This is a genomic window from Curtobacterium sp. 8I-2, assembly GCF_902506155.1.
Lineage (GTDB): Bacteria > Actinomycetota > Actinomycetes > Actinomycetales > Microbacteriaceae > Curtobacterium > Curtobacterium poinsettiae.
Genome location: NZ_LR732827.1, coordinates 2084602 through 2105208 on the forward strand (window position 1 = coordinate 2084602; position 20607 = coordinate 2105208).

General features: G+C 72.0%; 18 protein-coding genes. 13 read left to right on the forward strand and 5 right to left on the reverse strand.

Features of this window, described 5'->3' with window-relative positions; translation table 11 throughout:
* The 8 genes from BOSE127_RS13635 to BOSE127_RS13670 all read left to right on the forward strand — a co-directional run.
* Positions 1 to 1229 (forward strand): extracellular solute-binding protein (locus BOSE127_RS13635; RefSeq protein WP_442873458.1); only part of this gene is annotated, 1229 nt, incomplete at its 5' end.
* Entirely contained in the window at positions 1226 to 2260 is a 1035-nt protein-coding gene (locus tag BOSE127_RS13640; protein WP_159557627.1) for an ABC transporter permease, read from the forward strand. The genes BOSE127_RS13635 and BOSE127_RS13640, both read left to right, overlap by 4 nt.
* Positions 2257 to 3069, forward strand: coding sequence for an ABC transporter permease (locus tag BOSE127_RS13645; protein WP_017886992.1), 813 nt, complete (start codon positions 2257 to 2259; stop codon positions 3067 to 3069). Before BOSE127_RS13640 ends, BOSE127_RS13645 begins: the two co-directional genes overlap by 4 nt.
* Positions 3066 to 4166: an ABC transporter ATP-binding protein gene (locus tag BOSE127_RS13650; RefSeq protein WP_056073043.1), complete on the forward strand. Its 1101-nt coding sequence runs from the start codon at positions 3066 to 3068 to the stop codon at positions 4164 to 4166. The genes BOSE127_RS13645 and BOSE127_RS13650 overlap by 4 nt, the downstream gene beginning before the upstream one ends.
* Positions 4167 to 4297: 131 nt before the next feature.
* A complete protein-coding gene (locus tag BOSE127_RS13655) occupies positions 4298 to 5818 on the forward strand; it encodes an inositol monophosphatase family protein (RefSeq protein ID WP_236559555.1) in 1521 nt (506 codons plus the stop codon).
* A gap of 586 nt (positions 5819 to 6404) precedes the next feature.
* On the forward strand, positions 6405 to 7196 hold the full coding sequence (locus BOSE127_RS13660; RefSeq protein WP_236559556.1) for a hypothetical protein: 792 nt from the start codon (positions 6405 to 6407) through the stop codon (positions 7194 to 7196).
* Positions 7197 to 7254: 58 nt separating this feature from the next.
* Positions 7255 to 8268 (forward strand): ATP-binding cassette domain-containing protein, encoded by a 1014-nt coding sequence (locus BOSE127_RS13665; protein ID WP_159557631.1) that lies wholly within the window; start codon positions 7255 to 7257, stop codon positions 8266 to 8268.
* A complete protein-coding gene (locus BOSE127_RS13670) occupies positions 8265 to 9113 on the forward strand; it encodes an ABC transporter permease (protein ID WP_017886987.1) in 849 nt (282 codons plus the stop codon). The genes BOSE127_RS13665 and BOSE127_RS13670 overlap by 4 nt, the downstream gene beginning before the upstream one ends.
* Positions 9114 to 9184: 71 nt before the next feature.
* On the opposite strand, the gene BOSE127_RS13675 is transcribed toward BOSE127_RS13670, so the two are convergent.
* Positions 9185 to 9847 carry a LuxR C-terminal-related transcriptional regulator gene (locus BOSE127_RS13675; RefSeq protein ID WP_042541384.1) on the reverse strand — a complete coding sequence of 221 codons (663 nt, stop codon included), beginning with the start codon at positions 9845 to 9847 and terminating at the stop codon, positions 9185 to 9187.
* Positions 9844 to 11079 (reverse strand): ATP-binding protein, encoded by a 1236-nt coding sequence (locus BOSE127_RS13680; protein ID WP_159557633.1) that lies wholly within the window; start codon positions 11077 to 11079, stop codon positions 9844 to 9846. The genes BOSE127_RS13675 and BOSE127_RS13680 overlap by 4 nt, the downstream gene beginning before the upstream one ends.
* A 114-nt stretch (positions 11080 to 11193) precedes the next feature.
* On the opposite strand from BOSE127_RS13680, the gene BOSE127_RS13685 reads away from it, so the two are divergent.
* The 4 genes from BOSE127_RS13685 to BOSE127_RS13700 all read left to right on the forward strand — a co-directional run bounded on the left by BOSE127_RS13685 (position 11194) and on the right by BOSE127_RS13700 (position 15935).
* Positions 11194 to 12585, forward strand: coding sequence for a PspC domain-containing protein (locus tag BOSE127_RS13685; protein WP_159557635.1), 1392 nt, complete (start codon positions 11194 to 11196; stop codon positions 12583 to 12585).
* Positions 12586 to 12596: 11 nt separating this feature from the next.
* The gene (locus tag BOSE127_RS13690) at positions 12597 to 12875 is read left to right on the forward strand and encodes a hypothetical protein (RefSeq protein ID WP_159557637.1); all 279 of its coding nucleotides are present in this window, start codon (positions 12597 to 12599) and stop codon (positions 12873 to 12875) included.
* Between the two features lie 154 nt (positions 12876 to 13029).
* Entirely contained in the window at positions 13030 to 14931 is a 1902-nt protein-coding gene (locus BOSE127_RS13695) for an amino acid transporter (RefSeq protein WP_228499484.1), read from the forward strand.
* Entirely contained in the window at positions 14928 to 15935 is a 1008-nt protein-coding gene (locus tag BOSE127_RS13700) for a DMT family transporter (protein ID WP_159557639.1), read from the forward strand. The genes BOSE127_RS13695 and BOSE127_RS13700 overlap by 4 nt, the downstream gene beginning before the upstream one ends.
* 47 nt (positions 15936 to 15982) lie before the next feature.
* On the opposite strand, the gene BOSE127_RS13705 is transcribed toward BOSE127_RS13700, so the two are convergent.
* Positions 15983 to 17665: a long-chain-fatty-acid--CoA ligase gene (locus tag BOSE127_RS13705; protein ID WP_042541379.1), complete on the reverse strand. Its 1683-nt coding sequence runs from the start codon at positions 17663 to 17665 to the stop codon at positions 15983 to 15985.
* A 95-nt stretch (positions 17666 to 17760) separates the two neighbouring features.
* Here BOSE127_RS13705 and BOSE127_RS13710 point away from each other — a divergent pair, with 95 nt between their 5' ends.
* Positions 17761 to 18672 carry an oxygenase MpaB family protein gene (locus tag BOSE127_RS13710; protein ID WP_159557641.1) on the forward strand — a complete coding sequence of 304 codons (912 nt, stop codon included), beginning with the start codon at positions 17761 to 17763 and terminating at the stop codon, positions 18670 to 18672.
* Positions 18673 to 18875: 203 nt separating this feature from the next.
* Here the strand turns inward: BOSE127_RS13710 and BOSE127_RS13715 are convergent, their stop codons facing one another.
* Together BOSE127_RS13715 and BOSE127_RS13720 are read right to left on the reverse strand one after the other, a co-directional pair.
* Positions 18876 to 19907 (reverse strand): aldo/keto reductase, encoded by a 1032-nt coding sequence (locus BOSE127_RS13715; RefSeq protein WP_310809457.1) that lies wholly within the window; start codon positions 19905 to 19907, stop codon positions 18876 to 18878.
* Positions 19904 to 20470 (reverse strand): TIGR03086 family metal-binding protein, encoded by a 567-nt coding sequence (locus BOSE127_RS13720; protein WP_042541377.1) that lies wholly within the window; start codon positions 20468 to 20470, stop codon positions 19904 to 19906. The genes BOSE127_RS13715 and BOSE127_RS13720 overlap by 4 nt, the downstream gene beginning before the upstream one ends.
* Between the last annotated feature and the right edge of the window lie 137 nt (positions 20471 to 20607).

Below are 20607 nucleotides of genomic sequence, written 5' to 3' on the forward strand. Positions count from 1 at the left end.
CACCGCACGCACCCCGCACCACCCCCACCCCGCACGACACCCACCGCATCACCCACGGAACAGGGAGTACCCACGTGAAGACCCGAGCCCTCGCCGGCCTCGCCATCGCGGCAGCCGCGACCGTCGCACTCTCCGGCTGCGTCCAGAGCGCCAACGCCTCGAACGCTGCCGACGGCAACGGCACCACCAGCCTCACCGTGTTCATCAGCGGCGACACCAACGTCCAGGACCTCTGGGACAAGTCGCTCATCCCCGCCTTCGAGAAGGCGAACCCGAAGATCAAGGTCAGCACGAGCATCGACCTGCACGGCGAGCACGACGCCCAGACGCAGGCGAACCTCGCGACCGCGGTCAAGGCCGGCAAGTCCGTCGCGTACGACCTCGTCGACGCCGGCTTCGTCACCACCGCCGGCAAGGCCGGGCTGCTCAGCACGGTCAGCGACAGCACCATCCCGAACCTCAAGGACGTCCCCGACGCCACGAAGCAGCAGGGCGGCGACAGCGCCATCCCGTACCGCGCCTCGAGCGTGCTGCTGGCGTACGACGCGAAGAAGGTCACGGACCCGCCGAAGACCCTCGACGACCTGCTCGCCTGGATCAAGGCCAACCCGGGCGAGTTCGCCTACAACTCCCCGTCGTCCGGCGGTTCGGGTGGCTCGTTCGTGGCCACGGTGCTCGCGAAGTACCTGACGCCCGCCGAGCAGGAGACGATGCAGACGAAGTACGACAAGTCGCTCGAGTCGAAGTGGGACAAGGGCTTCGCGGCCCTGAAGGACCTCGGCCCGTCGACGTACCAGAAGGGCGTCTACCCGAACGGCAACGACCAGGTCGTGCAGCTGCTCGGCAGCGGTCAGATCGCGATGGCCCCGGTCTGGAGCGACCAGTTCATCACCTCGCAGAAGACCGGCATCATCCCGAAGACCACCAAGGCCGTGCAGATCGACGACCCGTCGTTCACCGGCAGCGCGAGCTTCCTCGGCATCCCGAAGACCGAGCCCGACGCCAAGAAGGCGGCAGCCGAGAAGCTCGCCGACTTCGTGCTCAGCGCGAAGGGGCAGCAGCTCGTCGCGAGCGCCGTCTCCGGCTACCCGGTGATCCCGCTCGACAGCCTGCCGAAGTCGGTCGCCGAGCAGTTCACCGACGCGAACCCCTCGCAGCTCCGCCTCGGGTTCCAGAGCGACTTCGCCGCCGACATGAACGCGGCGTGGGACGCGAAGGTCCCGCAGTGACCCAGACCGTCCAGGACGGCCCAGCAACCGGCCGGGAGGCCCGTGGCGACTCCGCCACTGGCCTCCCGCCCGTCCCGCCCCACGCCCAGGGCCCGGCGCACCCCGCCGGCGGGCGCACGACGCAGGAACGGCTGGCCCGCCGCCGGCGGTGGCAGGGCCTCGCCCTCGTCGCCGCCCCGGTGCTCGTCGTCATCCTGTTCGTCGGCGTCCCGGTGGTGAACGCCGCCCTGTTCAGCCTCGGGTTCACGAGCGGCCTGAACCAGGCGCTCGCCGACATCGGCGGCGACACCGTGCGCGGCTTCTCGTTCGCGGTCTACACCACCCTGCTCGGCAACCCCACGTTCCTGCGTGACCTGGTCGCGACGCTCGGGGTCACGGCGCTGTCGACCGGCCTGACCGTGGGGCTGGCGGTCGTCGTCGCGGTGATCCTGCGGCTCCGCGGAGGCTTCCTCGGCAAGACCCTCAGCGTCCTGGCCGTGGTGCCGATCTTCGTGCCGGTGGTCATCGCGAGCTGGTCGATCCTGACCTTCACCGACGCGCAGGGCTTCCTCCGCAGCCTCGGGGCGCAGTTCGGCCTCGACGTCCCGGTGTGGGGCTACACCCTCGTCGCCGTGGTGTTCGGCAGCGTCTGGACCAGCCTGCCGTTCGCGGTGCTGATGATCGCCGGGGCGCTCCAGGGCACCCCGGATGCCCTGGTCGAGGCCGCGAAGGACGCCGGGGCGAGCACCTGGCGCGTCGTCTGGCAGGTGCTCCTGCCGATGGCCGCGACCCCGCTCGTCATCGCGACGACGTTCACCGTCATCGGGGTCCTCGGGTCGTTCACCGTGCCGTACTTCACCGGCCCGAACGCCCCGACGATGCTCGGCGTCGACATCTCGAAGTACTTCCAGGCCTACAACCGTCCGCAGCAGTCGACGGCGATGGCGTTCATCGTGTTCGCGTTCGCCGCGGCCGCGAGCGTCTTCTACCTCCGCTCGACGGTCCGCTCGAACGCGGGCGAGCTCGACAAGAAGCGTCAGGAGCAGCAGTGATCAAGCGTCTGACCGGCAACGCCCTCGTCTGGGCGACCGCGATCGTGCTGGCGGTGTTCATCCTCGGTCCGCTCGTCTGGCTGGCCGCCCGTGCCTTCGCCACGACGTGGACCTACCCGAACCTGCTGCCCGACGGCTGGACCCTGCAGTGGTGGGGCACCGTGTTCGAGGACCGCAGCCTGGCCGTCGCGGTGCAGAACTCGCTCGTCCTCGCGCCGCTCACGGTCCTCATCGCCGCGGTCGTGTGTCTGCCCGCTGCCTGGGCGATCAGCCGCATCGAGTTCCCCGGGCGGCGGCTCGTGCTCGTCGGACTGTTCGCCACGAACGCGTTCCCGAAGATGGGCCTCTTCGTCACGATGTCGGCGATGTTCACCGCGCTGAACCTCATGAACACGGTGACCGGGATCCTGATCGTGCACGTCCTGGGCTGCGTCGTCTTCATGACGTGGCTGCCCGCCGCGGCGTTCTCGGCCGTGCCACGGTCCCTCGAGGAAGCCGCCCGCGACGCCGGGGCCAGCCGCTGGCGCACCTTCTGGAAGGTGACGTTCCCGATCGCCTGGCCGGGGATCCTCGTCGCGATGGTGATGTCGTTCCTGGCGTCCTTCGACGAGGCACAGGGCACGTACCTGGTCGGCGCCCCGACGTACATGACGATGCCGACGGCGATGTACTCGCTCGTCCTCAACTCCCCGCGTCAGGTCTCGGCGGTGTTCGCGATCGCGCTGAGCATCCCGTCCGTGGTCCTGCTGCTGCTCGCCCGGAAGCACATCATGGGCGGCCGTCTGGCGGACGGCTTCCAGATCCGATGACCACCACCAGCACGAAAGGCGACCAGATGACGGACAAGGCGCTCGTCGCGGAACGCACACCGGGCCTCCAGGCCGACGGCAGCACGACGGACCGGACCGGCGGACTCACCATCCGGGGACTGCGCAAGACGCTCGGCGGACGCGACGTCGTCGCGGGCATCGACCTCGACGTCGCGAAGGGCGAGCTCGTCTCGCTCCTCGGGCCGTCGGGCTGCGGCAAGACCACGACGCTCCGCATGGTGGCGGGGTTCCTGCCCGCCGACGGCGGCGTCGTGACGATGGGGGACCGCGACGTCACGTCGATCGGTCCGGAGCGCCGACCGAGCGCGATGGTGTTCCAGAACTACGCGCTGTGGCCGCACATGACGGTGACGCAGAACGTCGCGTTCCCGCTGCGGACCCGACGGGTGCCGAAGCAGCGGGTCGCCGAGCGGGTGCGCGACGCGCTCGAGCTCGTCGGGCTGAGCCACCACGCCGGCTCGAAGCCGACCGCGATCTCGGGCGGTGAGCAGCAGCGCGTCGCCCTGGCCCGTGCGATCGTGCAGGAGCCGGACGTGCTGCTCCTCGACGAGCCGCTGTCGAACCTCGACGCGAAGCTCCGCGTCAGTGTCCGCGACGAGATCCGGCGCATCCAGCAGCGCCTCGGCATCACGACCGTGATCGTGACGCACGACCAGGACGAAGCGCTCAGCATCTCCGACCGGATCGCCGTCATGCACGACGGCCGGATCGAGCAGATCGCCACACCGACCGAGCTCTACGCCCGCCCCGCCACCGGGTTCGTCGCGTCGTTCATCGGCTCGACGAGCGTCGTCACCGGCCGGTTCCTCGCCGGCACGTCCGTCAGCCCGACCGCGGCCGACACGGTGCTGGTCCGCCCGGAGCAGGTCGTGCTCACGGACGACTCGCCGATCCGTGCGACCGTCGCACGGGTGCTCATGCGCGGCCACTTCGCCGAGGTCGTGCTCAGCACCGACGGCGCGGAGCTCCGCGCCTACGTCACCGGGCCACCGCCGGCGGTCGGCACCGAGACCGGGGTGCGCCTGGGCGAAGTGCTCGTGCACCGCGACGGCGTGCTGCTCGAGGTCGCACGATGAGCGCGGGGGTCCCGACGCCGGTTGCGGCCGTGTCGTCTGCGTCGGCTGCGTCAGCCTCGGTTGCGTCTGCGTCTGCGTCTGTCGCTGCGGTCGACCGTGTGGTCTCGACCAGCCTGGACGCCAGGCCCGGCGTGCGTCCGCCACGCCTCGTCGCTCACCGTGGTGCGCCGCGCGTCCGGCGCGAGAACACGCTGCCCGCCCTCGCGGTCGCCGAGGCGCTCGGCGCCGAGGTGATCGAGGTCGACGTCCGTCGCACCGCCGACGGCGTCGCCGTCCTGCTGCACGACGAGACCCTCGGCCGGATGTGGGGCGACGCCCGCCGCGTGGCCGACGTCGACTGGTGCGACGTCGCGCGGCTCGGCAACGGCCTCGACCGGATCCCGCGGCTCGACGGTGCGCTCGAACGCCTCGACGGCTGCCGGTCGACCCTGCTCGTCGACCTGACCGACGCCGAGGACGCCCTGGTCGCCGCCCGCACCGTCGCGGGCTTCACCGGTTCCACCGCGGTGGCCTGGTGCGGGGCGCCCGCGGCGATGGCAGCCGTCCGCTCGGTGCTGCCCGACGCCGACGTCTGGCTGGCGTGGGAGTCGCTCGACCCGCCCGTCCCCACGGACCTCGACGCGCTCCACCCGTCGACGCTCAACCTCGACGTCGCCTTCCTCACCCCGCACACCGTCGAGGTCGCGCACGCCCTGGGCCTGCGCGTCGCGGTCTGGACCATCGACGACGTCGAACCCGCGATCTGGGCGGCCCGGCTCGGCGTCGACTCGATCACCACGAACGACGTCGGGGCCATCGGCGCCGCGTTGTCGGCGGCGGAACGCGACGGCTGGCCCGAGCGTGACCGCGAGGCCACCGAGACCGAGGTCGCCTCGCGCGCCCAGGCCCTGGCCCACCGCATCGCCCACGAGGTCATCGCCTACACGCGGGAACACCCCGTCAGCGAGGTCCACACGAAGGCCAACCCCGCCGACCTGGTCACCGACGTCGACCGCCTGGTGGAGCAGCACGTCCGCTCCCGTGTCCGGATGGTGTTCCCGACGCACGGGTTCACCGGCGAGGAGTACGGCGAGGCCCCCGGCGACCGGCACCGCTGGTTCCTCGACCCCGTCGACGGCACCACGAACCTGGCGAACGGTGTGCCCTGGACCTCGATGTCACTCTGCCTGACCCGTGGCGGACGCCCACTCGTCGGCGTCGTCGCGGACCCCTGGCGCGGTGAGGTGCTCGAGGCGCGACGCGGGCGCGGTGCCACCCTGCGCGACCGGCAGCTCCGACTCGACGACGCACCCCGGCCGCTCGCCGGCGCCGTCGTCGGCACCGAGCTCGACGGGCACCGACCGTGGGCGGGTTTCGGAGCGTTCCTCGACGCGCTGGCCGACCGGTCGTGCACGCTCCGGGTGCAGGGATCGGGGACGCTGACCATCGCGCAGGTCGCGGCCGGGCGGGGGATCGGCGGCTGCGTGTCGGCGTTCAACCCCATCGACCACGGCGCCGCGGTACTGCTCGTGCACGAGGCCGGGGGCGTCGTGCTGACGCGATCCGGTCCCGTCGAGGGCTTCCCGCCCGTGGGGGAGCCCTTCCTGGTGGCGCACCCCGGGGCCGCGGACGAACTGCACGCGGTGTGGACGGCGGCGCTCGCCGCGGGGTGAGCCGCGCGGCGCACGGTGCGGGGTCTGCGCTCCGGTGCGGGGTTGGCTGCGGGGTGCGGTGCTGCAAGCGCGCACGGGGCTGGGAAGCGCGCACGGGGTGCGCAGGTGCGCACGGTGCGGACTGGAGGCGCGGTGCCAGCCCGGTACGCGCCTCCCGGCCGGTGGGTGGTGCGCACGGTGCGGGGTCTGCGCTCCGGTGCGGGGTTGGCTGCCGGGTGCGGTGCTGCAAGCGCGCACGGGGCTGGGAAGCGCGCACGGGGTGCGCAGGTGCGCACGGTGCGGACTGGAGGCGCGGTGCCAGTCCGGTACGCGCCTCCCGGCCGGTGGGTGGTGCGCACGGTGCGGGGTCTGCGCTCCGGTGCGGGGTTGGCTGCGGGGTGCGGTGCTGCATCCGCGCACGGGGCTGGGAAGCGCGCACGGGGTGCGCAGGTGCGCACGGTGCGGGCTGGAGGCGCGGTGCCGGTCCGGTACGCGCCTCCCGGCCGACTCTGAGCGGGCGCTCAGTCATCGGACGCCGCGGGTTCGTAGGGTTGCAGTCCACGACCGGTCCGTCCGGACCGACCGTGCACCCGAAGGAGCATCGACCATGGGATTCCTCGACCGCCTGCTCGGACGTCCGGAGCGAGACCGATCCGCTGACGCACAGCAGAACCAGTGGGGGCAGCCGCCGCAGCAGCAGGGCTACCGGTACGGCCAGCAGTCCTACCAGCAGCCGGCACCGTCCGCACCGCAGGGCAGCCAGTACGGCGTCCCGCAGTTGGGCGGTGCACCGACGCAGCAGCAGGGTGCGACCACCGACGACGAGCGTGCGGTCGAGCGCTACCGCTACCTGCTCCGCACCGCGCCGCCGGAGCGCATCGAAGAGGTCCACGCCGAGGCCTTCGCCAAGCTGACCGACGAGCAGCGCCGGATGGTCTACGACGAGTTCACCCGAACGGCCCCTCCTGGTGAGGCGCCCCGTGGGGACGACCCACGCTCGCTGGCCCAGTCGGCGACCCGGTCCGAGATCCGCCAGCCGGGCTTCATGGAGCGCTCGCTCGGCGGTGTCGGTGGGGGCGGAGGCCGCTTCGGTGGGCAGCGCGGTGGACCCTCGTTCGGCAGCATGATCGGTGCCTCGATCCTCGGGACGGTGGCCGGCTACGTCATCGGATCCGCGATCATGAGCGCCTTCCTGCCCGACCCCGGTTCGTTCGATGGCGGTACCGACGCTGCGGGTGACGGCGGTTCGGAGGACACTGGTTCTGAATCCGGTGATGCCGGGGCGTCCGACGGTGGCGCATCCGACGGCGGCGGCTTCGACAATGCGGGCTGGGGCGACAGCGGATCCGACTTCGGCGGTGGCTTCAGCGACTTCGGTGGTGGCGACTTCGACGTCTGAGTGACGTCCGTCGCTCCACCGGACCCCGGGTACCCACCGTGTCCGACGAAGGAGCGACATGGCCATCATCGAAGCCTCCGGGCTGACCAAGACGTACAAGTCGAAGTCCGGGCCGGTGCACGCACTGGCCGGACTCGACCTGTCGGTGCCGCAGGGCACCGTGAAGGCACTGCTCGGGCCGAACGGTGCGGGCAAGACGACCACCGTGAAGGTGCTGACCACCCTCATCACGCCCGACTCCGGCACCGCGACGATCGACGGCATCGACGTGATCGCCGATCCGCAGGCCACCCGGCGCTCGATCGGGGTGTCCGGACAGTACGCGGCGGTCGACGAGAACCTGACCGGGTTCGAGAACCTCGAGATGATCGGGCGGCTGTACCACCTGGGTCGTCGGACCTCGCGTGACCGTGCTCGTGAGCTCATCGACGTCTTCGACCTGTCCGAGGCGGGGGACCGCCCGGTCAAGGGCTTCTCGGGCGGCATGCGACGACGGATCGACCTGGCCGGGGCCCTCGTGATGAACCCGCGGGTGCTGTTCCTCGACGAGCCGACGACGGGCCTCGACCCCCGCAGCCGGCTGGCGCTCTGGGGCATCATCGAGGACCTCGTGGCCGAGGGCGCGACGGTGCTCCTCACCACCCAGTACCTGGAAGAGGCCGACCGGCTCGCCGACGACATCGCGGTCATCGACGACGGCACGGTCATCGCCGAGGGGACCTCCGACCACCTGAAGGCGCAGGTCGGTGGGCACCGGGTCGTCGTGACCCTGGTGGACGAGGCCGACGGCGACGCGGCGACCACCGTCCTCCGCCGCTACGGGGTCGGCGAGGTCGAGACCTCGGGCGACGGCCGCACCCGTGCCATCGCGGTCGAGGCCGGACCGGCCGCCCTGCAGCGCGTGCTCGCCGACCTCGGTGCGGCCGGCATCGACCTGCACGACGCCGGCATGCGGCGCCCGACCCTCGACGACGTCTTCCTCCGCCTGACCGGCCACGCCGCGACGGACGACGACGCCGTTGACCCCGCGGCGACCACGCAGAAGACCAAGCAGAAGGAGGCGGCACGATGACCGCCACCTCCCTGGCTCCGGGCCGTCAGCTGCCCGTCGTCGTCACCTCGCCGCTCGCCGTCTGGGTCGAGGACGGCTGGACCGTCACCAAGCGCAACCTCATCAAGCTCAAGCGGTCGCCGGACATGCTCGTCTTCGCCGTGCTGCAGCCCATCATGTTCGTCCTGCTGTTCAGCCAGGTCTACGGCGGCGCCATCCAGGTGCAGGGCACCGACTACACGCAGTTCCTGATGGCGGGGATCTTCGCGCAGACCGTGGTGTTCGGCGCGACGTTCTCCGGGTCGGCGATGGCGCAGGACCTGAAGGAAGGACTGATCGACCGGTTCCGCACGCTGCCGATGTCGGCGTCCGCCGTGCTGGTCGGACGGACCAACTCCGACCTCGTGCTCAACTCGATCTCGATGGCGATCATGATGCTCACCGGTCTGGCGGTCGGGTGGCGCGTCAACTCGTCCCCGCTCGAGTTCCTGGCCGGCATCGCCCTGCTGCTGCTCTTCAGCTACGCGTTCAGCTGGGTGATGGCGTTGCTCGGCATGAGCGTCAAGACACCCGAGGTCATCAACAACGCGTCGTTCATGATCCTGTTCCCGCTGACGTTCATCTCGAACGCGTTCGTGCCGAGCGACACCCTGCCGCTGGTGCTGCGCGTGTTCGCGGAGTGGAACCCGGTGTCGTCGCTCGTGCAGGCCGCGCGCGAACTGTTCGGCAACGTCGGGTCCGCGCCGGTGCCGGACATCTGGACGATGCAGCACCCCGTGCTGACCGTCCTGATCGGGATCGCCGTGATGCTCGTGGTGTTCGTGCCGTGGTCGGTGAACAAGTACACCAGGATCAGCGCGAAGTGACGCCATGGGCGGTCAACAAGGCTGTGCCATTCACCCCCAGGATCAGCGCGAAGTGACGCCGGTGTGGGCGCTCAGAGCAGCTTGCGCTGCAGCGCCCACGCGGTCAGTTCGTGCCGGTTCGACAGCTGCAGCTTCCGCAGGACCTTCGACACGTGGGTCTCGACGGTCTTCACCGAGATGAACAGCTCCGTCGCGACCTCCTTGTAGGCGTACCCGCGGGCGATGAGCCGCATGACCTCCTGCTCGCGGGCGGACAGGCGGTCCAGCTCGGTGTCGTGCTGCGCCGTCTCGCCGCTGACCGCCCCGAACGCGTCGAGCACGAAGCCGGCCAGGCGCGGCGAGAACACCGCGTCGCCGTCCGCCACACGGGTCACGGCCTCGGCGACCTCGGCACTCGACGAGCTCTTCGTGATGTACCCGCGGGCACCGGCGCGGATGACCCGGACGACGTCGTCGGCGGCGTCCGACACGCTCAGCGCGAGGAACCGGGTGTCCGGGTTCCCCGGTGCGGACCGCGTGATCACCTCGGCACCACCACCCCCGCCGCCACCCGGCAGGTGCACGTCGAGCAGGACGACGCGCGGGCGCGTGGCCGCGACGAGTGTCACGGCCTCGTCGACGGTCGCCGCCTCGCCCACGACCTGGAGGCCCGGTGGCAGCCCGGCGCGCACGCCGGCTCGGAAGATGGAGTGGTCGTCGACGATCGCGACCGTCAACGGGGCGGGTTCGGTCATGCGTGCTCCTCGTCGTGGCTCGCGGGTGCGAGCGGCAGGGTCAGTCGGACCTCGGTGCCCGTGTGCCCCGGGCCGGGCGCGATCGTCGCGAGGCCGCCGAGGCGCTGCATGCGGCCGATGATCGACTCGCGGACGCCGTACCGGCCCGCCGGCACCTGCTCGACGTCGAAGCCCGGTCCGCGGTCGCGGATGCTGATCTCGACCCGGTCGCGGGCGGTCTCGGCGTACACGCTGACGGTCCCGCCGGCGTGCCGGGCAGCGTTGAGCACCGCTTCGCGAGCGGCGGCGACGAGCCCGTCGGGCAGGTCGGTGCGGGCAGGGCCCACCGCGATGACGTCGATGCGGGCGGGGTACTCGGACTCGATCTCGACGGCGGCGTCGCGCAGCTGCGTGCCGAGGTCGCGCGCCGGTTCCGCCTGCTCCGCGAAGAGCCAGGACCGCAGCTCGCGTTCCTGCGCCCGCGCCAGCCGGGCCGCGTCGGAGCCGGGCTCGGCCTTCTGCTGGATGAGGGCGAGCGTCTGCAACACCGAGTCGTGCAGGTGCGCGGCGAACTCGGCCCGCTCGAGGTCACGGACGCGGGCGGCGCGTTCCTCGGCGAGGTCGCGGACGAGCCGGACCACCCACGGGGCGACCACGACGGCGACCCCGACCAGGACGGCGACCGCGGCGGTGAGGACCGTCCAGACGTTCGGGCGGCTGCTCGTCGTGAAGAACAGCAGGATGCCGAGCACGACGAGCACCAGGGCCCCGAGCGCCCGCACGACCAGGGCGGAGGACCGGGCCGTGCGGACGTTGCGGAGCGCGTCGAACTGTCGCCAGGCGAGTGCGGCGCCGGTGACGACGACGACGCCGGGCACGACGAACTCGAGGGGGACCGCCATGCCCATCCGCGCTGCCACCACCGCGCCGGCGGCGGCGAGCAAGGCCACGCCGAGCAGGATCTCGACGACCGGGGCGCGGAGGGCGGACACGGGGTCGTCGTCTCCGGCCACGCCGACGGCAGGCGTCAGGAAGGACTTGAGTGGTGCGCGGCCCGAGGCGGAACCGGCTGGCGCACTCGGGACGGTCGCCCAGAGCCAGGCGTAGAGCAGCAGGCCGGCGCCACCGCAGACCACCAGGACCGCGGTGACGAGCCGGACGGCCCCGACCGGCAGCCCGGTGTGCGCCGCGAACCCGCTGCAGACGCCGCCGACGACCCTCGGGGTCGGGCGCGTCATCGTCGCGGTGGCCATGGGCCAATCCTGGCACCCGGACGGCGCCCGCAGCAGGGTCCGGGGCCGGGATCAGGGACCGGTCAGGGGGAACCCCGATGGTGCCGACGCACGCCTGCCGGGATGCTGGTGGTCATGACCGATCACCAGCACGACTCCGCTCCCGGCACCGCTGCCGGCAGCGCCGACTCGACGACCCGGTTCTTCGACTGGGTCCGCGGCCTCGGCATCACGCGCACCGACGACCGCTGGCTCGCCGGCGTGTGCGGCGCCGTCGCCCGCCGCACCGGGCTCGACCCGCTCGTGGTCCGCGGCGTGGCGATCGTCGTCGCACTGCTGGGCGGGCCGGTCTTCCTGGCGTACGCCGTCGGCTGGGCGCTGCTGCCCGACTCCGCCGGACGCATCCACGTCGACCGGATGATCCGCGGGGTGCTCGACCCCGCACTCATCGCGATCGGCGCCTTCGTGGCACTGACCTTCGTGCCCGCCGCCCGGGGGCTGTGGTGGCAAGGTGTGCCCGATGCCTGGGGGATGCCCAGCTGGCTCGAGGCGACCCTGGCCACCGCGTGGAGCATCGTGCTGGTCGGCGGGATCGTCTGGCTCATCGTGGTCCTGGCCCGACGCGGAGTGGAGGGCGACCGGACCGCGCACACCGAAGCCGACCCGTCGGCCGCGCCGCGGGGCGACTTCTGGACCAGCCCCGAGGAGCCGCGCCCGGCCCGGACCGCGTGGACCACCGAGGCGACCGGCGCGCCGGAGCCGGGTCGGGCCTCCTGGCAGTGGGACGTGCCGGTGAGCCCCGAGGACCGGCGACTGCAGCACGAGGAGCGGTTGCGCGCGGAACGCGAGCGGGCCGGCGAACGGCGGGCCGAGCGGGAGCAGCGGCGCCCCGGAGCGGCGTACGTCGCCGTGTCCCTCGGACTCGCACTCGTCGCCGGAGCCGGGGTCGCGTTCTGGGCGCAGCAGGCCGGGTGGTCCGTCCCGGTCCTCGGGATCGCCGCCGCGCTCGCGGTGCTGGCGATCGCCACGATCGTCGCCGGGGTCCGCGGCCGCGACGACGACGTGCTCGGACTGTTCTCGACGGTCGCCGCGGTGGCCCTCGTGGTCACCGGGGTCCTGCCCGCCGGCACACAGGTCTCGCTGATCGGCGGCACCACGTGGCAGGTGGAACGGGCCGCGTCGGGGACCGACCGGAACTTCGCGATGCTGGCCGGTGGGCCCACCCTGGACCTCCGCGGCCTCGAACCGTCGGCCAGCGGGGGCGACGTGACCCTCTGGCTGGGCGCCGGCGGAGCCGACGTGCTGCTGCCGACCGACCTGCCGGTCCGGGTCGAGGTCAGCGGCGTCGGGTACGGCGTGGACACCGGCGGAGGCGACGACGGAGCGGACACCGGCGGGGTGCTCCGGACCACGATGCTGGAGAACCGCGCGGCGCGCACGGCCGATGCGGACGAGACCACGACCGTGCACCTGTGGATCCTCGGCGGCGGCGTCGACGTGCCGCGGGCGATCACGGTCGGCGAGTGAGGAACGGGACCATGACGAACGACGACACCACGAACGACGAGACGACAGCGCCGACGGTTCCGCCGGAGGTTCCCGACGGGCGCGGCCACCGGCCTGCACGCCGCGGTGCACGGTTCGGCACGATCCTGTGGGGCGTGCTGATGCTCGTGTTCGCCGGGGCGATGGCTGTGAGAGCGCTGCCGATGTTCTCAGTGGACACCACGACCCTGCTGCTGGCCGCCTGCATCGCCGCCGGCGTCCTGCTGGTCGTCGCCGGGATCGTGGCGACCCTGTCCCGCACACGGCGGTAGTGGGAGCGCCCCGTGCACAGGGTCGTCCCAGTGTGCGCGGGGGTCACCCGGACGGCTTAGCATCATCCTCGTGACCGCGACAGACGCCGAGCGGGCCGCCCAGCGCGACGCCACCGAGCAGCCCCTCGACCGCAGCACCCGCCTGCGCCGGTGGATGCTGCACGGGGCCGACCAGGGAGCCTCCCACCAGGGCCCGCACCAGGTCGAGGTCGAGAAGACCCACCCGTGGTGGCGGGTCATGTGCCTGACCGGCGTGGACTACTTCTCCACCCTCGGGTACCAGCCCGCCATCGCCGCGCTCGCCGCGGGGCTGCTGTCGCCGATCGCGACGATCGTCCTCGTGCTCGTCACGTTGTTCGGCGCGCTGCCGGTGTACCGCCGGATCGCCCACGACAGCTTCCGGGGCGCCGGGTCGATCATGATGCTCGAGAAGCTCCTGCCGTGGTGGGCCGGCAAGCTGCTCGTGCTGGTGCTGCTCGGGTTCGCCGTGACGGACTTCATGATCACGATGACCCTGTCGGCGGCCGACGCCACGGCGCACATCGCCGAGAACCCGTACACGCCGCACTGGTTCACCGAGATCCCGGTGCCGCTCACCCTGGCGCTGCTGCTCCTGCTCGGCATCGTGTTCCTGCGCGGCTTCAAGGAAGCCATCGGCATCGCGGTCGGGCTCGTCGCCGTGTTCCTCGCCCTGAACGCCGTCGTCATCATCGTCGCGCTCTGGCACGTGTTCGAGAACCCGATGGTCGCGAGCGACTGGTGGTCCGGGCTGACGGCGCAGCACGGCAACCCGCTCGTCATGGTCGGCATCGCCCTGATCGTGTTCCCGAAGCTCGCGCTCGGGCTCTCCGGGTTCGAGACCGGCGTCGCGGTGATGCCGCAGGTCCGTGGCGACGCCACCGACGGCACCAGCGACCGACCCGAAGGCCGGATCCGTGGCACGAAGCGGCTGCTGACGGTCGCGGCGCTGATCATGAGCTCGTTCCTCATCACCTCGTCGATCGTGACGACGTTCCTCATCCCACAGCGCGAGTTCCAGCCGGGCGGTGGTGCGAACGGTCGTGCCCTGGCGTACCTGGCGCACGAGTACATGGGCGGCGTGTTCGGGTCGATCTACGACTTCTCCACCGTCGCCATCCTGTGGTTCGCCGGCGCGAGCGCGATGGCCGGGCTCCTGAACCTCGTGCCGCGGTTCCTGCCCCGCTACGGCATGGCACCCCAGTGGGCTCGCGCCGTGCGTCCCCTCGTGATCATCTTCACGCTCATCGCGTTCGTGATCACGATCATCTTCCAGGCCGACGTCGACGCCCAGGGCGGCGCCTACGCCACCGGCGTCCTCGTGCTCATCACGAGTGCCGCGGTCGCCGTGACGCTGTCCGCGCGCCGCAAGCAGCAGCGCAAGCGCACCATCGCGTTCGGCGTGATCTCGGTCGTGTTCGTCTACACCACGGTCGCCAACGTCATCGAGCGGCCCGACGGCGTGCGGATCGCGGCGATCTTCATCATCGCGATCGTCGTGGTCTCGCTCATCTCGCGTGTGCGCCGCTCGTTCGAACTCCGGGCGTCGTCGATCGAGCTGGACGCGACTGCCCGCCAGTTCGTCGAGGCCGATGCCGACCAGTTCAGCTCGATCTGCATCATCGCCAACGAGCCCGGTGCCGGCACGGCCGAGGCGTACCGGGCGAAGGGGCGCGAGGAACGTCGTGATTCCGGCATCCCGGCGCGCGTGCCGACGATGTTCCTCGAGGTCCTGCCCGCCGACTCGTCCGACTTCGAAGAGGACCTGGTGGTCGAAGGGCACGTCATCCACGGGTTCCGCGTGCTCAAGGTCCGCTCCGGCAACGTCCCGAACACCATCGCGTCGACCCTCCTCGCCATCCGCGACCTCGCCGGTGTGGTGCCGAGCATCTACTTCGAGTGGAACGAGGGCAGCCCGATCCGCAACGCCCTGCGCTTCGTGTTCACCGGTGCCGGCGACGTCGCCCCCGTGACGCGCGAGGTCCTGCGCGAAGCGGAACCCGAGGTCAACCGACGGCCCAACGTCCACGTCGCGTGAGCCGCGGACCGGGCGCAGGACGTGCCTCCAGGCCCGTCGGCGGCCTGGCGGCGATCGTGGTCGCCGCGGCGGTGTGGGGCACCACCGGGACCGCGACGCACTTCGCGCCCGGTGTGCCGGCGTTCGTGTTCGGCGCGGTGACCTTCGGCCTGGGCGGGCTCGTGCTCGCGGCGACCGCGGGCCGGGGCACCCTGCGAGCCGTGGGCCAGCGCCGGACCCGGGGCTGGGCCCTGCTCGGTGCCGTGTCGCTCGTGGTCTACGCGATCGCGTTCTACGCGGCCCTCGCCGACGCGGGTGTCGCGCTCGGCACGACCCTGGCCATCGGCTCGTCGCCCGTCTTCGCCGGCCTGGTCGAGTGGGTCGTCGACCGCAGGCCCGTCACGCGCCGCTGGCTCGTGGCCACCCTGGTGAGCGTGGTCGGCATGGTCGTCGTCACCCTCGCCCGCTCCGGGCACGGCGACGGCGGGCGATCGCTCGCGGTCGGCGTCGGCAGCGCCCTGGTCGCCGGTCTGACGTACGCGCTGTACTCGTGGGCGGTGGCGCGGGGGATGCACGCGGCGACGAGCCGGATGCCGATCGCCGTCGGTCGCGCCGAGGCCGACACCATGCGGGTCGGCGGCGACGTCGGGGTCGCTGCGGCACGGGCAGCTCGCGGGCCGAACGAGCGCGGGCTCGTCGGAGCGGTGTTCGGCATGGCCGCGGTGCCGCTCGTCGTGCTCGCCGTGGTGGCGGGCGGGCAGTTCCTGGCCGAGGCCGACGACTGGCCGGTGTTCCTGTACCTGGCGCTGGTGCCGACGGTCATCGGCCACTCGCTGTACGCGGTCGGACTCCGGTCGGTGACGGCATCGGTCGCGACGCTGCTTTCACTGCTCGAGCCCGTCGTGGCCGCGGTGCTGGCGGTGCTCGTGGTGGGGGAGCACCTGGGGCTCGGCGGCTGGACCGGCATCGTGCTCGTGGTGGTCGGGCTGTCCGTGCTGGCGCTGCCCGCGCGACGCCTCAGCTGACGAGCAGCGGCGTCTGCGCCCTGCCGCGCCGCCCGGGCGCCGGCGCGTCAGCCGTCCAGGATCTGGTCGCGCACCTTCCGCCGCAGCACCTTGCCGATCATCGAGCGCGGCAGGTCCTCGACCACGACGACCCGGCGCGGCACCTTGTACGCCGCCAGGTGTTCGCGTGACCAGGCCCGCAGCGCCGCGGGGTCGAACGTCGACGGGTCCTTCGGCACGACCGCGGCGACGACCTGCTCGTTGCCACCCTGCGTGATGCCGACGACCGCGACCTCCTTGACGCTGGGGTGCTTGAGCAGGGTGTCCTCGACCTCGGACGGCGACACGTTGAAGCCGCCGGTGATGATGAGTTCCTTCAGGCGGTCGACGATCCGGACGTACCCGTCGGCGCCGATGGCCACGATGTCGCCGGTGCGGAACCAGCCGTCGGGCGTGAAGACCTCATCGGTGGCCTCCGCCTTGCCCCAGTAGCCGCGGAACACCTGCGGGCCACGGACCTGCAGCTCGCCGGGCTCGTCGACACCGAGCACCTTGGTGTCGTCGTCCGGGTCGACCACGCGTGCCTCGGTGGAGGACAACGGCAGGCCGATCGACCCGAGGCGGCGCTCCGGGGAGACCGGGTTGGCCATCAGGACGGGGGAGCACTCGGACAGGCCGTAGCCCTCGACCAGGTAGCCGTCGGTCCGGGCCTCCCACGGTTCGACGATGTCCTGGGAGAGCGGCATGGCGCCGGAGATGCCGATCTCGATGCCCTTGAGCGACACCTTCGCCGAGTCGGCGGCGTGCTGCAGCCGGGCGTAGATCGGCGGCACGGCCGGCAGGAACGTCGGTGGGTGACGCTTGATGGCGCTCAGGACCAGAGCGGGGTCGAACGCGGGGAAGAGCACGAGCCGCGAGGCCATGCTCATCGCGAAGGTCAGGCAGAGCGTCAGACCGTAGGCGTGGAACATCGGCAGCACCGCGTACACGACGTTGTCGCCGCGGCGGATCTGCGGCACCCACGCCCGGGCCTGGGCGGCGTTCGCCAGCAGGTTCCGGTGACTCAGGACCGCACCCTTCGGCGTCCCGGTGGTGCCGGAGGTGTACTGGATCAGTGCGACGTCGTCGGTGGCCGGGCGCGGGTGCCGCTTCGACAGCTTGCGGGTGTCGGCGACGTCGTCCCACTTCACCGTGCCACGGACCTTCGTCGTCAGCTTCGCGCGGGACTCGCGGGCCTTCGCGACCGGCAGCGCCAGGGCGAGCCGGGTGCTCCGGGGCATCGCACGGGTGATGTCGACCGAGACGATCGCGTCGAGGTGCACGTCGGCCGGGAAGTCCTGCAGCGTCGCGACGGACTTGTCCCAGGCGATGGCGACCTTGGCGCCGTGGTCCTCGAACTGGTGGCGGAGCTCCCGCGGCGTGTACAGCGGGTTGTGCTCGACCACGATCGCGCCGAGCCGCAGCACCGCGTAGAACGCCACGATGTGCTGGGGGCAGTTCGGCAGCACGATGGCGACGCGGTCACCCGCCCCCACGCCGAGCTTCCGCAGGCCGTTCGCCGCGCGGAGGATCTGCTCCTCGAGGTCGGCGTAGCTCGTGGTGCGCTTGAAGAACTCGAGGGCGACCTGCCTGGGGAACTTCCGGGCCGACTGCTCGACCAGGTCGTACAGGGAACCGCTCTGTTCCTCGATGTCGTGCGGGACCCCCGGGGCGTACGAGGCAAGCCAGGGACGAGGCGTGTCGATGCTCACTCGACCAACGTAGCGGGCGACCCCCGTGCACCCTGGGAACGGTCGGCCCGCGCGAAGCCGAGTGCGTTCCCAGGGGGCGGACGGACGATGACGCCATGCCCTCCGTCTCCGACGCCCTCCGGTCCCGCCTCAACGACACGTTCACCGGGGGCGCGACGAGCAAGCCGGAGTGGATCGACGAGCTCGAGCAGGGCACCGACGCCGGGTTCTTCGGCCCGGGCTCCGCGACGTGGTCCGTGCACGGCGGCAAGCAGACGATCGTCGCCGGGGTCCGGGCGCTGCTCGTCCAGGCCCTCCACCCCGGGGTCCTCGCCGGCGTGGCCGACCACTCCCGCTACCGCGAGGACCCGTTCGGCCGCCTCGCCGGCACCATCCGCTGGATCTTCACCGTCTCGCACGGTGACACCGCCACCGCCCGCGGGGCCAGCGAGTGGGTGCTGCGCCTGCACGAGCGGGTCCGCGGCGAGTACGTCGACGGACACGGCACCACGCGGGACTACTCCGCCAACGACCCGCTTATGGCGCGCTGGGTCCACCTGGCCTTCACGGACGCGTTCCTCCGCGCCGCGCAGCGCTGGGGCGATCCGATCCCGGGAGGAGCCGACGCCTACGTGCGCGAGTGGGCGACCGCCGGCCGGCTCATGCGCGTCGAGGACCCGCCGGAATCCGAGGCGGAGCTCCGTGCCCAGATGAACGGGTACCTCGACCGTGGCGAACTGGCGGTGACGGCCCGCACCCGTGACGTCGTCAAGTTCATCCGGAACCCGCCGCTCGCGCTGATGCTTCGGCCCGGCTACCAGGCCCTGTTCCAGGGCGCCGTGTCGACGCTGGACCCCCGCCACCGCTCGATGCTCGGCCTGCGGGCCCCGGTGATCGGTCCTGTCGAGCTGCCCGTCAGCCGCACGGCCGGCCTGGTGCTCGACGGCATCGGGGGCGTGCTCGGCAACCAGACCGGCACGGAGCGCGCAGCGCTCGTGCGCATCGCACGACTCGAGCGCGGCGCGTAGCCGCTCCCAGGGATCGCCTGCGCAGGACGCCGTCGTCTCGTCGAGACGCCGCCCTGTCCGGCGGCGTCTCGACGATGCGGAGGCGTTGCGCGAGGACGCAGGCGTGGTACCGACACGACGGCGTGTCGCGGGCCGTGGGGGTGACGACGGACGGGAGGAACGGGACCAGGCCGATCCGCGCCTCCCGTCCGTCTGGTGGTGCGTCAGAAACCGGACGGCACCCGGGGCGTGTACGCGGACTCGAGTCGCGCGACCTCGTCGTCGGTGAGCGTCAGCGACGCTGCGGCCACCGCGTCGTCGATGTGGTGCTCCTTCGTCGCGCCGACGATGGGCGCGGAGACCGCGGGCTTGCCGGCGACCCAGGCCAGGGCGACCTGCGCCATCGGGACGCCGCGCTCGGCGGCGACGGCCTCGACCGTGTCGACGATCGCGCGGTTGGCGTCCTCGTCCTGCTTGTAGAGGGTCTTGCCGAACTCGTCGGTCTGCGCGCGCGAACCCGACCCGGAGGCGTCCCAGGGGCGCGTGACACGGCCGCGGGCCAGGGGGCTCCACGGGATCACGCCGACGCCGGTGTGCTCGCAGAAGGGGAGCATCTCGCGCTCCTCCTCGCGCTCGAGCAGGTTGTACTGGTCCTGCATGCTGACGAACTTCGTCCACCCGTGGCGTTCGGCGGTGTGCTGCATCTCGGCGAACTGCCACGCCCACATGCTGCTCGCGCCGATGTAGCGCGCCTTGCCGGCCTTGACGACGTCGTGCAGGGCCTCCATCGTCTCCTCGACCGGGGTCTCCGGGTCGAAGCGGTGGATCTGGTACAGGTCGACGTAGTCCGTGCCCAGGCGGGTCAGGGACGCGTCGATCTCGTGCATGATCGCCGCGCGGGACAGTCCGGCGCCGTTCCGACCAGGGCGCATCCGGTTGAAGACCTTCGTGAAGACCTGGACGTCCTCGCGCGGAGCCAGCTCGGCCAGGAGCGTGCCGGTGATCTCCTCGCTGCTGCCATCCGAGTACACGTTCGCCGTGTCGAAGGTCGTGATGCCGGCTTCGAACGCACGGCGGACGAACGGGCGGGCCTCGTCGATGCCGACGCTCCAGGCGTGCGAGCCCCGGTCTGGGTCGCCGTAGGACATCATGCCGAGGACGACGCTGCTGATCTCGAGCCCCGAGTTGCCGAGGCGCTTCGTGTCGGTGGTCATGCTGCTCGTCTCCGTGGTGGTGCCGCTCGTGTCGGTGGTCATGCCGACACTCTGGCATCGCGGCCTGTGACGGCCAGCAGGCGGACCTGCAGCGGGGTGTCATCGGTGACGTCGACCGGGGGCGCGTAGAGGCCAGTCGCCGCCAGGTCTTCGATCTGCGGCTCGAAGTACTCCCACACGGCACGGACGAGCTCGTCGGGCAGGGACTCCTCGGTGCCGGTCGCCCGGGCGAGGTCCCACGTGTGGATCGTGATGTCGCTCGTCTGCTCGGTCAGGTACTGCGCGGCGGGCACGACGTCGGTGCTGAGGTGCACGGGGGTGTCCTGCGGGGCGTTCCGCCAGGCGTCGGTGGCTGCGGTGGCGAACCGGTGCCACTCCGCGACCAGGTCATCGCCGATGGGTTCGAGGTCGGCCTGCGCCTGGGCGTAGTCGCACCCGGTCAGGAGCTTCGGGATCCACCGTTGCTCGTCGACGACGTGGGCGACGAGGTCGCGGGTGGACCACTCGGAGTCGGGGGTGGGGGCGTCCCAGTCGGTGACGGCGGCGACGCGGCGGCCGAACTCGGCTGCCGCGAGGGCCTGCATCGCGATCCAGTCGGTGGCCATGGTGGTGCTCCTGTTCGTCGTGCGGGCGGTGCGGGTGGTGGTGGTGGTGCCTTTCGTGCAACTCGGGGTTCGGCGTGCGGATTCCCCGGCGGCCCCTGCGCGCCCCACGGTACGCGGGCTCGCGGCCGCGGCGCGTG